Source organism: Arcticibacterium sp. GJ41-1, from assembly GCF_055808875.1.
Genome location: NZ_CM147888.1, coordinates 3917396 through 3931317 on the forward strand (window position 1 = coordinate 3917396; position 13922 = coordinate 3931317).

15 protein-coding genes are annotated in these 13922 nt (G+C 36.9%); 14 read left to right on the forward strand and 1 reads right to left on the reverse strand.

Features of this window, described 5'->3' with window-relative positions:
- The first annotated feature begins 15 nt into the window (after positions 1-15).
- The 10 genes from ccsA (at position 16) to AC0L6O_RS16255 (ending at position 9162) form a co-directional block, all read left to right on the forward strand.
- Positions 16-684 (forward strand): cytochrome c biogenesis protein CcsA, encoded by a 669-nt coding sequence (ccsA, locus tag AC0L6O_RS16210; RefSeq protein ID WP_473303812.1) that lies wholly within the window; start codon positions 16-18, stop codon positions 682-684.
- A complete protein-coding gene (locus tag AC0L6O_RS16215; protein ID WP_473303814.1) occupies positions 685-876 on the forward strand; it encodes a CcmD family protein in 192 nt (63 codons plus the stop codon).
- 5 nt (positions 877-881) lie between these two features.
- Complete coding sequence (locus tag AC0L6O_RS16220; RefSeq protein WP_473303815.1) at positions 882-1319, forward strand: cytochrome c maturation protein CcmE domain-containing protein; 438 nt, start codon at positions 882-884, stop codon at positions 1317-1319.
- 6 nt (positions 1320-1325) lie between these two features.
- On the forward strand, positions 1326-2513 hold the full coding sequence (locus AC0L6O_RS16225; protein ID WP_473303817.1) for a chorismate-binding protein: 1188 nt from the start codon (positions 1326-1328) through the stop codon (positions 2511-2513).
- A 246-nt stretch (positions 2514-2759) separates the two neighbouring features.
- Positions 2760-4256: an RNA polymerase factor sigma-54 gene (gene rpoN, locus AC0L6O_RS16230; protein WP_473303818.1), complete on the forward strand. Its 1497-nt coding sequence runs from the start codon at positions 2760-2762 to the stop codon at positions 4254-4256.
- A gap of 129 nt (positions 4257-4385) precedes the next feature.
- A complete protein-coding gene (locus AC0L6O_RS16235; RefSeq protein ID WP_473303819.1) occupies positions 4386-4958 on the forward strand; it encodes a phosphatase PAP2 family protein in 573 nt (190 codons plus the stop codon).
- 2 nt (positions 4959-4960) lie between these two features.
- Entirely contained in the window at positions 4961-5878 is a 918-nt protein-coding gene (gene hemC, locus AC0L6O_RS16240; protein ID WP_473303821.1) for a hydroxymethylbilane synthase, read from the forward strand.
- A gap of 3 nt (positions 5879-5881) precedes the next feature.
- Positions 5882-6577, forward strand: a complete 696-nt coding sequence (locus AC0L6O_RS16245; protein WP_473303822.1) for a peptidylprolyl isomerase — start codon at positions 5882-5884, stop codon at positions 6575-6577.
- Between the two features lie 16 nt (positions 6578-6593).
- Positions 6594-7493: an SDR family oxidoreductase gene (locus AC0L6O_RS16250; protein WP_473303824.1), complete on the forward strand. Its 900-nt coding sequence runs from the start codon at positions 6594-6596 to the stop codon at positions 7491-7493.
- Between the two features lie 61 nt (positions 7494-7554).
- Positions 7555-9162 carry a M1 family metallopeptidase gene (locus AC0L6O_RS16255; protein WP_473303826.1) on the forward strand — a complete coding sequence of 536 codons (1608 nt, stop codon included), beginning with the start codon at positions 7555-7557 and terminating at the stop codon, positions 9160-9162.
- A gap of 51 nt (positions 9163-9213) precedes the next feature.
- Here AC0L6O_RS16255 and AC0L6O_RS16260 read toward each other — a convergent pair whose 3' ends face one another.
- Complete coding sequence (locus tag AC0L6O_RS16260) at positions 9214-9885, reverse strand: porin family protein (RefSeq protein WP_473303827.1); 672 nt, start codon at positions 9883-9885, stop codon at positions 9214-9216.
- Positions 9886-10052: 167 nt separating this feature from the next.
- Between AC0L6O_RS16260 and AC0L6O_RS16265 the strand changes: the two genes are divergently transcribed.
- From AC0L6O_RS16265 to AC0L6O_RS16280, 4 genes are all read left to right on the forward strand, one after another.
- Positions 10053-10526: a MarR family winged helix-turn-helix transcriptional regulator gene (locus AC0L6O_RS16265; RefSeq protein ID WP_473303829.1), complete on the forward strand. Its 474-nt coding sequence runs from the start codon at positions 10053-10055 to the stop codon at positions 10524-10526.
- A gap of 151 nt (positions 10527-10677) precedes the next feature.
- Positions 10678-11985, forward strand: coding sequence for a gluconate:H+ symporter (locus AC0L6O_RS16270; RefSeq protein WP_473303830.1), 1308 nt, complete (start codon positions 10678-10680; stop codon positions 11983-11985).
- A gap of 85 nt (positions 11986-12070) precedes the next feature.
- Entirely contained in the window at positions 12071-13162 is a 1092-nt protein-coding gene (locus AC0L6O_RS16275; RefSeq protein ID WP_473303832.1) for a hypothetical protein, read from the forward strand.
- A gap of 131 nt (positions 13163-13293) precedes the next feature.
- Positions 13294-13911 carry a Pr6Pr family membrane protein gene (locus tag AC0L6O_RS16280; protein ID WP_473303834.1) on the forward strand — a complete coding sequence of 206 codons (618 nt, stop codon included), beginning with the start codon at positions 13294-13296 and terminating at the stop codon, positions 13909-13911.
- The last annotated feature ends 11 nt before the right edge of the window (positions 13912-13922 follow it).

A 13922-nucleotide genomic window follows, 5' to 3' on the forward strand; every position in this document is an offset into this window, starting at 1 on the left:
TTTGAAATAATTAATATGACGTTTAAAAATACTTGGTGGAAAGCATTAGGAGCAATTCTAATATGTTACGCATCTGTAGCTGGCTTAATTGGCAACGTGCCTCGCTTACCTATTCTAAATGAAACCATAAGAAATACATATTTCCATGTGCCTTTATGGTTTGCTATGATGACATTAATGTCTATCTCTATGTTTAAATCATTTCAATATTTAAGAAAAGGAGATATTTCTTTAGATCAGGAAGCCTTCTCTTTTGCCCATGTGGCTCTCCTTTTTGGAGCACTCGGCTTCATTACTGGTGCCATATGGGGCAATTTCACTTGGGGCTCGCCCCTTCCCTTAGATCCTAAGTTAATAGCGGTTGAAATTGGTATGCTAATTTATGCAGCGTATTTTATTTTAAGAGGGTCTTTTGATGACGAACAAAAGAAAGCTAGGCTTTCTGCCGTTTATAACATTTTTGCCTTTGCAGCATTTATGCCTTTGGTTTGGATATTACCTAGAGTTACAGATTCCCTCCATCCAGGAAATGGAGGAAACCCTGCTTTTGGAAAATATGACATGGACAGCTCCATGAGAATGGTGTTTTACCCTGCTGTTATAGGATGGATACTTATTGGTATCTGGATAAGTAACATTAAGCATAGGTTAGAAAAATTAGAGTACGCTAAAAACAATAAATAGATGATATATAACTTAATTATAGGCATTCTCTTAATGCTACAGCAAGACATAGAGATGGCAGATAACCTTCGTTCTGACGGTAAATTTTGGATTGTAATAATGGTGGTAGCCGTGGTCACTATTGGAATTATAATATACCTTTTTACGTTGGATAGGAAAGTAAGAAAACTAGAAGAGCTTCAAAAAAAATAAGACTTATGAAGAAATCACATATTATAGCATTAGGTGTAATAGCAGTAGCTATCATCATGATAATATCAACAGTAGGAGACGCTAGTACCTACTCCGATTTTAACGAAGCCAAAAAGTTAGCTGAAAGTGGCTCTAGTACTTCTGTCCATGTAGTAGGAGAACTAAAAAAAGACGCCATTGGCGAAATAGAAGGTATGAAGTATGAACCGTCTATTGACCCTAATAAGTTTGAATTCATCATGGTTGATTCCATGAACTTTGAATCAAAAGTGGTGTATATGAAAGCAAAACCTCAAGACATGGAGCGTTCTGAAAAAGTAGTGGTAGTAGGCAAAATGAATATTGAAAAAGACTACTTCTTGGCAGAACAAATTTTACTTAAATGTCCTTCAAAATATAATAATGGAGATTTAGATGCTAAATCTCAAACTGCATTACGTTAATACTCAATGGCAGAGACGAATATCATAGAGAAATCTCAGTTCGCCATAAAAGATATTTTTGCCCAACTTATAGTAGGCAACCTACCTTTTGCCATTTGGCGAATGCCTTCTACTGAATCGTTTAACTGTGTTATTTCGACCAATGAAGAGCCAAATTGGCAAAAGATCGACTTAGAAGAATTAGGAGCAGGATTTGCTTTTGCTCCTTTTAATTATTCAGAGGCTAACCAATCCCTTTTTATACAAGGAGATATTGCATTTAACTTCAAATCTTTGGAAGAAAGCCTCGACCAAACGATTGAGGACAAGCTTAGCAATTTCTTTGACCTAGAAAAAGCGGTTTCTTCCCAAAGTAAGGTCAACCTTAAAGTACACTCCGCTAGTGTTCCTGCAGAAAAAGCTAGTTTCTTAGAAAACGTAAAGAAAGGCATTACAGCCATTAATGATGGCTTCTTTGACAAAGTGGTACTTTCTAGAGAAAAGAAAATAGAAAGACCTGACAATTTTTCTCCCATAAACCATTTCGCCAATCTTAGTAAAAAGCATAGTTCAGCTTTTTGCTCGCTTACCTATTTACCGTGGGAAAACGAAATATGGATAGGTGCGACACCAGAAAGTTTAGTACAGCAAGATGCTGAAGGAATTTTCAGAACCATGGCATTAGCCGGCACACAAGCATCAGTAGACAGTGCTGGAAATAATATTGAAACAGCTGACGCATTATGGCGTCAAAAAGAAATAGAAGAACAGGCTTTTGTAAGCCGATACATCATAAACTGCTTAAAAAGAATAAGGGTTAGGGAATTTGTAGAAATAGGCCCCAAAACTATCAATGCAGGTAATCTACTTCATTTACAAACAACTTTTAAAATTGACACAAAAGCCATCGAATTTCCGCAACTTGGCAGTGTCATGCTAGAATTACTGCACCCTACTTCGGCGGTTTGCGGTATGCCCAGAGAAGCTGCACAGGCTTTTATCAAAAAGAACGAAACATACAACAGAAGCTTTTACAGCGGCTTTTTAGGCCCTGTAAATATTGAAAATAACACGCACCTTTTTGTAAATCTTAGAACTTTAAAAGCCTCTCCAGAGCATATTTCCTTTTATGCTGGATGCGGAATAACAGGCGACTCCGAACCAGAAAAAGAGTGGAATGAGACAGAAATGAAGCTAAAAACTGTCATGGCTTAATTACTAAATTTGCACAAAAAACGGAAAACTCCAGTTTTTTTTGTATCATTATCATAAAAACAAGGCACAGATTTTGATATCAGTACAAAATACTGACTAACAACAACTTAAACAAAAACGGAGTAAAGCACCAGGCCAGAAGTAGTTTATTTTACACCTATTTTAAAAACAGTAAAATATTTCTGGCACGGTTAATGAGAAAGGGTAGATATCTGACTTTCTTATTTATTCATTAAACGACTTACGATGCAAAGACTTTCCTTAAACCAATCATTACAGCAGCGTTTATCTCCACAGCAAATTCAGTTCATTAAACTGTTGCAAATCCCTACTGCAGAATTAGACCAAAGAATAGAAGAAGAACTTGAAGTAAATCCGGCTTTAGAAGAAGGAATGGAATTTCAAGAGAAAACGAAGGAAGAAGAATTTCAGACAGATGACTATGGTAATGATGAGTACGGAACAGAATATGATGACTATGGTGATGATTTTACCGACTATGAGAGTTTAAGTCAAGAGAAAGTTGATGTTTCTGATTATCTTAACAAAGATGATTATGCTGGCTATAAAATGCAAAGCGACTCTTGGGATGAAGATAGAGAAAGTATGCCAGTGGTGGCCATGGACTCTTTAACAGAAAGTTTAAATCAGCAACTAGGCTTTTTAAAGTTAGACGAACAGCAAACTACTATAGGCTTGCAGCTAATTGGAAGTATTGAAGATGATGGTTACATCAGAAGACCAATACGTTCTATTTGTAATGACTTAGCATTTGGTCAAAACCTGTATGTTTCTGAAGAAGAAGTTATTTCTGTACTGCATAAAGTTCAATTATTTGAACCTGCAGGCATAGGAGCAAGAAATCTTCAGGAGTGTTTATTGCTTCAGGTAGAACGTATGAAATGCCACACTATAGCTTGTGATAATGCTAAAAGAATTTTAGAAAGCTACTTTGACGAGTTCACGAAAAAGCATTTCGACACCATTCAAAGAAAACTAGATACAGACCATGAGTCTTTAAAAGATGCCATCACACTAATTACTCGGTTAAATCCTAAGCCAGGCAGTGTAGGAGCTTCAGGAGCCACGGCCACTTATTTGATGCCTGACTTTATTGTCACACAAGACAATGGCAAACTAGACATTATATTAAATTCTAAAAACGCTCCAGAATTAAGAGTAAGCAGGTCTTTTTCAGACATGCTTGACACTTACGACAAGAGTGATAAGAAAAATAAGCAGATAAAAGAGACAGTTAGTTTTGTAAAGCAAAAACTGGATGCTGCTAAATGGTTTATTGATGCTATCGTTCAGCGTCAGCAAACACTCCTTAGAACCATGGAGGCTATTGTCAAATACCAGCAAGAGTTTTTCTGGGAGGGTGATGAAAGCAAGCTTAAGCCAATGATCCTAAAGGACATTGCAGAAAAAATTGAAATGGATATTTCTACAGTATCCAGAGTAGCTAACAGTAAGGCTGTTCAAACTGATTTTGGTATTTACCCTCTTAAATATTTCTTCTCTGAAGGCATCTCTACAGACTCTGGTGAAGATGCGTCTAGCCGTGAGGTGAAGAATATCCTAAAAGAACTGATAGACTCAGAGCCTAAACATGCTCCACTATCTGATGACAAACTGGAGAAACAATTGAAGAAACGCGGATATAAAATCGCAAGAAGAACAGTAGCAAAATACAGAGAACAATTAAATATCCCTGTAGCTAGACTTAGAAAACAATTGTAAGCAAATACTCTTCTCTAGTCAATTCACGGTGTTATATTTGTATTTATATAATAATACACCAGAATTCCATTTTCTTTTGTGAGCAAAAAACTCGCTAGCTTTTTTTCCTATTTATTTCACCCAGGCATTATGCCCACGGCTTTATTGGCAACATTGTATTTTGTTTGCCCATACATCATAGGAATTGATGGCTCCTCGGTAAAAGCAAAATTTATATTACTAGCTTTTGTTTTTGCCTATACTTTTTTCTTTCCCTCCTTAATGGTTTTATGGCTTTACAAAAGAAAGTCCATAGAAAGTATAACATTAGAAAAACTTTCAGACCGAAGGTTTCCTTATCTTTTTTCAATCATCAGCTCTGGTTTCCTGAGTTATTTCCTTTATCAAAAAGGACCTCAGTTGCAAGGCACTGCCATTGTCATTGGATTTATAGCTGTAACCATTCTTATCATAGCTTTGGTTAGTTTAAAATGGCAAATAAGTGCTCATGCAGCAGGGATTGGTGGCTTAATTGGAGCATTTTTCATGCTTAAGTTTAAGTATGACGAAATGTCGCTAAATACTCCTTTCTTTCTAGCAATTATAGTAGCAGGCTTAGTTTTATCTTCAAGGTTAAAATTAAACGCCCATACTTTACTTCAAGTTATAGCTGGCCTTTTGGTTGGAATCATTGTAAGCTCTTTTGGCTCATTATTCATATAATCATGCATATAAAAATTGGTACAAGAGGTAGTAAACTGGCACTTTGGCAAGCCTACCATGTAGAAGAACTTTTAAAGAAATCTGGTGCTACCACAGAGATAGTAATTATTCATACAAAAGGCGATAAGATACTAGACAGGTCTTTATCCAAAATTGGTAGCAAAGGAGTCTTTACTGAAGAGCTGGAAGAGCAGCTTTTAGATGGCTCAGTAGATATAGCGGTACATAGTGCCAAAGATTTACAATCTGACCTTGGCGATAAATTTGAGGTCATTGCTTTTTTGGAAAGGGAAAAAATAAACGACGTTTTGGCCAGTAAAAAACAGGTCAAACTTACCGATGATATTGTAGTAGGAACTTCAAGCACACGCAGAATTGCGATGCTTAGAGCTTTTTACCCACAAATTAAAATTGTGGATATGCGAGGGAACCTTCAAACCCGAATTGCGAAAATGGAAAGCGGCATTTGTGATGCCCTCCTGCTAGCCTATGCAGGTGTTCACAGAATGGAGTACCATGACATTATTCAGGAAGTGATAAATGAGAAAACTTTCACTCCTGCCGTAGGACAAGGCTCTGTGGCTATTGAAACAGCGGTAAACATTGACAGCGGAAAAAGAGGTTTTGTAAGAAATGCTTGCAATCATCCAGAAACGGAAAAGTGCCTTTTGACCGAAAGAGCTTTTTTAAAAACCGTTAACGGTGGCTGCTCAATACCAGTTTTTGGAACAGCAAGTCTAAACGCTGAAAACGGAATATCTTTAAACGCCGGAATCATCAGCCTTGACGGCCAAAAGGTTTTAAGAATTGAAGAAAACGGAACAGAACCAGAAAACCTGGGCAATCTAGTGGGTGAAAGACTTTTGGCCGCAGGCGGAAAAGAAATCTTGGCAGAAATAAGAACTGAAATTTCGAAATAAATAATGAAACGAATACTTCTATTAATACTGATAGGACTTAGCCTAAACACCTTCGCTCAGAAAGTGAGTAAAAAGGATTATTTAGTTACCATGGAAACCAGTAAAGGAACCATGCACCTGATACTTTTTGATGAGACACCTTTACACAAAGCTAACTTCATTAAACTGGCAGAAGACGAGAAGTACGACGGCACCATTTTCCATCGTGTTATTGATGAATTTATGATTCAAGGTGGAAACCTAGCTACAAAAAAAGCAGCCGATGGTACCAGAAGTACAAGTTATAATCAAGATGAGGAAAGAATCCCTTATGAGTTTGTACCTGAACATGTCCATATTAAAGGAGCATTGGCGGCAGCCAGAACTAATAATCCAAAGAAAGAATCTTCTTTCAGTCAGTTTTATATAGTCACAGGTAAAAAATACTCTGCTAAACAGATGCAGGGAATGATGACCAGAACTAAACTCACTTACAGTGATGAACAATTAAAAGCTTATCAGGAACAAGGCGGAACGCCATTTCTTGATAATAACTATACTGTTTTTGGACAAGTGATTAATGGTATTGAAACTGCTGATAAAATTGAAAAAGTAAAAAAGAGTGGGGCTGACAAGCCAGTTGAAGATATAAGCATGAAGGTGTCTGTGAAAAAGATGAGGAAAAAGAAAATCACAAAACTGTACGGATACCAATACTAAGAACTAGAATCAGAACATGAAAAAAGTATTAATTACAGGCTCTAATGGCCTACTTGGTCAAAAATTAGTAGCCTTATTATTAGAAGAAGGAAAGTTTGAAATCATTGCCACAGCAAGAGGAGAAAACCGCTTACCTATAGCTGATGGCTATACCTACCAAAGCATGGACATCACCAGTAAGGAAAATGTGGATGAGGTCATGGATACTTTCAAACCAGACGTTTTGATACATACTGCTGCCATGACTAATGTGGACCAGTGTGAAGCAGAAAAAGATGCCTGCTGGGCTCTTAATGTAACTGCTACAGAATACTTGGTGAATGCCTGCGAAAGAAATAGCACATTTTTATGCCATCTTTCTACCGATTTTATTTTTGACGGTACTGCCGGCCCTTATGACGAATTGGCAGCCGCAAATCCAATAAGTTTTTATGGCTGGAGCAAATTAGCCGCCGAGCATTTGGTAACTAATTCTAACATAAAATGGTCAATAGCCAGAACCGTATTAGTGTACGGAATTGCTCATGACATGAGCCGCTCTAATATCATTCTTTGGGTTAAAAAATCACTGGAAGACGGCAAAACCATTAACGTGGTAAACGACCAATGGAGAACTCCTACCCTAGCTGAAGATTTAGCAAAAGGCTGTGCTTTAATAGCAGAAAAAGAAGCAGAGGGCTTATTTAATATTTCTGGGAAAGACTTATTGAATCCTTACCAAATGGCTCATATGACCGCCGATTTCTTTAATTTAGATAAGAACTTTATCAAAGAAGCTACAGCTGCCACTTTCTCTCAGCCTGCAAAAAGACCTCCACGCACCGGATTTAATATTGACAAAGCTGTAAATGAGTTAGGCTATAATCCACTTTCTTTTGAGGAAGGCATTGCTTTTTTAGCAAAGCAAATAGCTTAAACAGCTTCCTAATTCCTTAGCGACTTTTAGATATATTTGTTTCAACAAACATGAAAACTGTATGAAATCTCTCAAACTTGCTTCTTTTCTAGTCTTTTTCACGCTATTGGCAAATGCTCAATACACCCATGAAGATTCTTTAAAAGGCAGCATTACACCAGAAAGAGCTTGGTGGGATTTGAAATACTATGATTTAGAGGTTGATGTAGATATTGATAATAAATATTTTAAAGGTCAAAACACCATTTATTATCAGGCAGTGGACAATGGGCAAACGCTGCAAATAGATCTGCAAGCTCCCATGAAAATCACCTCTGTAAGGCAGTCTGATTTAGCCACCACCATTACTAAAGATGGCCCAAACACCTATTTGGTAACACTGGCTGAGCCTCAGGTGAAAGGTCAAATGGGGGCTATTACAATAAACTTTGAAGGCAAACCCAAAATAGCCCCAAGAGCACCTTGGGATGGCGGACTTACTTGGTCTAAAGATAGCAATGGAAAACCTTTTGCGGCTACCTCAAATCAAGGCATAGGAGCAAGTGTATGGTGGCCCTGCAAAGACCACATGGCAGACGAGGTAGACAGCATGCAAATTAGTATTACCGTTCCTGATGGCCTCTGGAATGTTTCAAACGGACAATTAAGAAACATGGAGCTACACGATGATGGTAGCAGAACCACTACTTGGTTTGTTAATAATCCTATCAATAATTACGGAGTCAACATTAACATAGGCGACTATGTGAGTTGGGAAGATACTTATCAGGGAGAAAAAGGGCCACTGCACCTATCTTTTTATGTACTCCGCGAAAACCTTGAAAAGGCCAAAATTCAGTTTAAAGATGCCTACAGAACCTTAGAGGCTTTTGAGCACTGGTTTGGACCTTACCCTTTTTATGAGGATGGCTATAAATTAGTGGAAGCACCCTATCTGGGAATGGAGCATCAAAGTTCGGTAACCTACGGAAATGGCTATCAAAATGGATACAAGGGAGAAGACCTTTCTGGAACTGGATGGGGACTAAAATGGGATTTTATTATTGTGCATGAGAGTGGACACGAATGGTTTGCCAATAACATTACAGATAAAGACAAAGCCGACATGTGGATTCATGAGAGCTTCACCAATTATTCAGAAAGCCTTTTTGTAGAATATTTCTATGGTAAAGAGGCAGGAGCCGAATATGTGATTGGTACTCGTGAGAGAATTCAGAACGACTCACCTATCATAGCAGATTATAATGTCAATAAATCTGGTTCATCAGACATGTATTATAAAGGGGGTAACATGCTGCACACCTTACGTCAGTGGATTAATGATGATGAGCTTTGGAGAGATATTTTGAGAGGTTTAAACAAAGATTTTTACCACCAAACAGTTACTTCAAAACAAATAGAGGAATACATAGCTGACAAAGCTGGCTTGACCCTAGAGCCTTTCTTTACACAGTATTTAAGAACCACCCAAGTACCAAAACTGGAGTGGATGAACAAAGGGAGGAAAATAAAGTACCGTTATAGCAACACTGTAGATGGTTTTGAAATGCCTTTGAGAGTTTCTATTGACAACAAAAAGAACCAACTTATCAGCCCATCTAAGAAATGGAAGAAAGTGAAAGGTAAGTTCCTTCAGGTTAATGACGATTATTACGTAGACGCCAAATAAAAAATTGCCAAGCCCAATTGGACCTGGCAATTAAAAAACAAACTACTAAAATTAAATATTAAACTTCACTCCTAGTCCTCCTGAGAGTGTTCTGTTTCTTACTGGTAATTCGAATATTGGTGTATCAAGAACTCTTGAGAAACCGTGTTGGTAACGACCTTCTACAAAAGCCTTCATCTTAGCCGCCACTGGTAATTCAAAACCCATAGCCGCTACTCCTGAAAACTCAAAAGGCTTGTACATGTTATTATTCAAATTTGTCTTTATTGGGAATATATTCAAAACTCGTACGGTCATATTAGCATCTGCCATAAAGCCTATTGATGGCCCCAGAGCTACATAATAGTGAGCTGCTTCTTTATCTCCCACGTGATATTTCACCAAAACTGGAAGCTCTATATAATTGGTCTTGAAATTTACCCTTCCACCTACTGGGATATTAATTCCAAGGAAATCACCACCTACATTAATAGCCTCATCTACTTTAAATCCTTTTTGTGTAAAAGCAATTTCTGGTTGCACCGAAAAATTTGCGTCTAAAGGAATCTCTAAAAATATTGCCGCACTTCCAGAAGGCAAAAACTTAAAATCTGGCGTAATGTTTTCTATCAAAGGAAATTTAGTAACAGTAGAGCCCGTAAATGCTCCCCTTACTCCTATTGCGTTTTGACCAAAACCTACTGATGCTATTAATGTGAATAGTAATGCTAAAATCTTTTTCATTGTATTAGTTTATTTTATTGTATGCCTCTTAGATGCACTAGAAGCCCTTTGGGTTTCCCCTTCAAATGTTAAGACTGCGTTAATAAGAAAAAGTATCAATATTTAATTTTCAGTAATTTCTGAAATATCATTAATTATTATATATTCAATAATTTTAAATTCAATATATGACTTATATTTGCCTCATTAAAAGAATCAAAGAGCCGTACATGACTAAATCTGACCAAAGGGCATATTTCTATAAAATAGACACTACCGTAAAAAAGGTCAGGAACTATCTACAGAAACAGCTTATAAAAGGAGGTATTGACCTCACGGTAGACCAATGGGTGGTTTTAGATCACCTAATTCCTGTACCCGGCATTTCACAAAACGATTTAGCTTTAGCTACCGCAAAAGATGCCCCTACCATCACTAGAATTTTAGGCATACTTATCAAAAAAGAATTTGTAGAAAGAAAAACGGCAAAACTAGACCGAAGAAAACAAATGCTTTTCCCTACCGACAAAGGAAGAGCACTTCATAAAGAGGCCTTCCCGATAGTGCTAAACATGCGTAACAAAGCTTGGGAAAACTTAAGCGATGACGATTTTGAAGAATTAGTAAGAATTATGGATACCATCTATAATAATTTGGAGTAGCAGAAGGCTCTTAATCTTAAGAAATCCCTTCAGGCTAATACTAATTTCACCAATATTCACACCTATATCAAAACCTTCAAGCTGTATTATTGCACTTGTTAAAAAATTGTGCGTTTTTCGGTTGTTCATAATTCAACCCTAACCCAGAAACATGCCTTTAGTAATTGCCCTCCTTGGAATTTTGGCTTTAATCCTTCTTATAGCCGTTGTAAAATTAGACACCTTTTTATCCTTTGTAGTGGTATCGCTCGGGATAGGAATAGCCAGCGGATTAGATGTGGTGGAAGTGGGTAATGCCATTCAAAACGGAATTGGCGGAACCCTAGGTGATTTGACCTTAATCATTGGTTTTGGAGCCATGCTTGGTAAACTTGTGGCAGAAAGTGGTGCCGCCTCTAAAATTACCGATGCCCTCCTTGATAAAGTAGGTACTAAAAATCTACAATGGGGCTTAGCCCTCGCTGGTTTTATCATTGGTATTCCTTTATTCTATAATGCAGGTTTTATCATTGTTATTCCATTGATTTTTGCCGTAGCTCAGGCTTCTGGCTTTAATATGCTTTATGTAGGTATTCCTATGCTAGCCTCGCTTTCTGTGGCTCATGGTTATTTACCTCCGCACCCTTCGCCAGCTGCCATTGGTATTCAGTTAAACGCTGATTTAGGCAAAACTTTAATTTATGGTTTAATAGTGGCTATTCCTGCCATAGCTGTTGCAGGGCCTATTTTCGCCAAGACCTTAAAGAATTTCGATATCACGCCAGACCCAACTATTTTTGGTTTCAAACCAGTTCCTAAAGAACTTCAACCCGGTTTAGGTATCAGTCTTTTAGTAGCACTAATGCCCGTAATTCTACTATCAGCAGGTTCAGTTATCAAAGGATATTTTCCAGACAATCAGTTTGTACTCTTAATAGCTCAGCCCTATTTCGGAATGCTTCTCTCTGTGTTTTTTGCCGTTTATTTCTTAGGTATAAAACAAGGTAGAAACCTAGAAGACGTGTCGAAATCTTTGGCTGAATCTTTTAAAGACATCGCCGTAATATTATTGATTATAGCAGGAGCAGGAGCATTGAAAGAAATACTTTCTGCCTCAGGTACCAGTACGTATATAGGAGAAATGCTACAACACGTAAACATCAATCCATTATTATTGGGTTGGGCTACGGCAGCTTTTATTAGAATATGCGTTGGTTCGGCTACCGTTTCAGGTTTAACAGCCGTAGGAATCTTAGCTCCACTTTTTGGTTCTCAGCCAGATTTCCAACCAGAATTAATGGTACTAGCCATAGGCTCAGGTAGTTTAATAATGGGTCACTTAAACGATGGTGGTTTTTGGCTTTTTAAAGAGTACTTCAACCTTTCCGTTAAAGACACCCTAAAAACCTGGACAGTAATGGAAACACTAGTTTCTGTGGTCGGTTTGATTGGTGTTATGCTTTTGAGTTTGGTGGTTTAGAGAGAACTCTGGGGCAAAATTTCAATTAAAGTTTTGCCCCATTTACTGAGGTTATAGAAAAAACACCAAAATATCTTCGATAAAAATGAAAACCCACAATTTAATCATTCTATTACTACTTAGTTCAATTAGCTTTGGGCAATCTCCAAGACAAACAAGTGTTCTTTCAAAAAAAATTGATTCCTTGTCCAGTGTCACAAATAATCAATCGAACAGTTTACTAGAAATCAAAAGTGAATTAAAAAAATCAAAAAATGATTTCAATGAAAAGATAGACTTTCAAAATCAAACTCTAAGTTTTTCAACAAATTCAGTTTCAACAAGTCTATCTGGCTTAAGTAATTATCTAACAGTCTGGGGAATAGTCTTCGGAATTATTGCAATCTTCATAGCCGCTTACATAAGTTATATCCAACGAAAAGTAGAGTCCATTTTGGCTGAATCAAAGGAACTATTAATCCAACAAAAACAAATTCAAAAAGAAGTTAACCATTCGCAAGAATTGATAGAAAAAGATTTAGACGGTCTCTATAAAAAGCTTCAAGATGTTGAAGTCACACATATGTTAAAGAGATTAAAAGCCAACCCTCAAGACCTTGTAAACCTATTTAGCCCTCTCGCTTCCAAAAATATTGACAGAAAGCACTATCCCGATTTTAAAGAAATAGCACTAAAATGTCATAATCCTAAGAATCCAGAATTCGAAAGAGCCAATTATGAAATTAATCTGCTCTTATTTCAACATTTCCCTTCGGAATCCTACTTTGATAGAGATATTGGAGAAAATATGAGAATAATCTTACCAGAGCTTCTGGATGCAATGTTTCCATCAGAAATAGAATACTCAACTGAGAAACTCATAAAATTTGCATCCAATCGAAGTTTACAGAATAACTCCGAAATTCTCAAATACTATTTTGAGAGTATTGAGAATAGTAAATACGCTAACAATGATACCGTGTATAAAGCATCCTATACTAACTGTATCAGTAAAGAAAATAAATTTATTTTACTGAAAACTATGCTTGACTCACAAATCACAACAACTTTTGTTCAAAAGTGTGGCAAACTATTGTTAGAAGAATATCAAAGTCAAGTAAACGATAGCTCAGAAGCTAAAATATTGGAGAATGTTAAGTCTAGGTTGCGAAAACCTCCTAGTACTAAAGAACCATAAGTCAATGATAAAATTTACCTCCATCATAGTATCATATGATACTATCAGCAGTAAGCTCACATTCCACAAAACACCCTAAAAAATTACCCAATTTTCATTAAGTTTACTTAACCATCCATTTAAACGGCGTCATGAAAAAGAATATCGCTATAGCTCTAGCCATAATCGGTTGGTTTGCTGTTATAGCTCAGTACGTTTTAATGATAGAAAATCGGGTTACATCTACCACCGAGGCTACTATTCGTTTCTTTAGCTTCTTCACTATTTTGACCAATACTCTCGTCGCTACCTACTTTACTTATGTGGCATTGGGTAAAAAATCAAAACTCCTTAGTAAACCAGGTTCCTTGACCGCTATTACAGTTTACATTTTAGTAGTTGGATTAGTTTATCAATTAGTACTAAGAGCCATTTGGGAACCTACAGGTCTTCAAAAAATAGTAGACGAACTCCTGCATAGTGTTGTGCCAGTCACCACACTTATCTTCTGGTATTTGTATGAAGAAAAATCGAAAATAGAACTAAAAAGTATTGTCAACTGGCTTATATATCCTCTTATCTATTTAATCTTTATTTTGCTCAGAGGTAGCATTTCAGACTTTTACCCCTACCCTTTTGTAAACGTACTAGAGATTGGCATGCCGCAGGTATTGACTAATTCTGTAATCTTACTTTTTGTATTCATTGTGCTTTCCGCAGCTTTTGTATGGATAGGAAAACGACTTCCAAATAAGGAACAGTCAATCTGAACTTTCATTGA

Coding starts and splice junctions, on each gene's coding strand:
- ccsA (WP_473303812.1), top strand. CDS start 16: ATGACGTTTAAAAATACTTGGTGGAAAGCATTAGGAGCAATTCTAATA.
- AC0L6O_RS16215 (WP_473303814.1), top strand. CDS start 685: ATGATATATAACTTAATTATAGGCATTCTCTTAATGCTACAGCAAGAC.
- AC0L6O_RS16220 (WP_473303815.1), top strand. CDS start 882: ATGAAGAAATCACATATTATAGCATTAGGTGTAATAGCAGTAGCTATC.
- AC0L6O_RS16225 (WP_473303817.1), top strand. CDS start 1,326: ATGGCAGAGACGAATATCATAGAGAAATCTCAGTTCGCCATAAAAGAT.
- rpoN (WP_473303818.1), top strand. CDS start 2,760: ATGCAAAGACTTTCCTTAAACCAATCATTACAGCAGCGTTTATCTCCA.
- AC0L6O_RS16235 (WP_473303819.1), top strand. CDS start 4,386: ATGCCCACGGCTTTATTGGCAACATTGTATTTTGTTTGCCCATACATC.
- hemC (WP_473303821.1), top strand. CDS start 4,961: ATGCATATAAAAATTGGTACAAGAGGTAGTAAACTGGCACTTTGGCAA.
- AC0L6O_RS16245 (WP_473303822.1), top strand. CDS start 5,882: ATGAAACGAATACTTCTATTAATACTGATAGGACTTAGCCTAAACACC.
- AC0L6O_RS16250 (WP_473303824.1), top strand. CDS start 6,594: ATGAAAAAAGTATTAATTACAGGCTCTAATGGCCTACTTGGTCAAAAA.
- AC0L6O_RS16255 (WP_473303826.1), top strand. CDS start 7,555: ATGAAATCTCTCAAACTTGCTTCTTTTCTAGTCTTTTTCACGCTATTG.
- AC0L6O_RS16260 (WP_473303827.1), bottom strand. CDS start 9,885: ATGAAAAAGATTTTAGCATTACTATTCACATTAATAGCATCAGTAGGT.
- AC0L6O_RS16265 (WP_473303829.1), top strand. CDS start 10,053: ATGACTTATATTTGCCTCATTAAAAGAATCAAAGAGCCGTACATGACT.
- AC0L6O_RS16270 (WP_473303830.1), top strand. CDS start 10,678: ATGCCTTTAGTAATTGCCCTCCTTGGAATTTTGGCTTTAATCCTTCTT.
- AC0L6O_RS16275 (WP_473303832.1), top strand. CDS start 12,071: ATGAAAACCCACAATTTAATCATTCTATTACTACTTAGTTCAATTAGC.
- AC0L6O_RS16280 (WP_473303834.1), top strand. CDS start 13,294: ATGAAAAAGAATATCGCTATAGCTCTAGCCATAATCGGTTGGTTTGCT.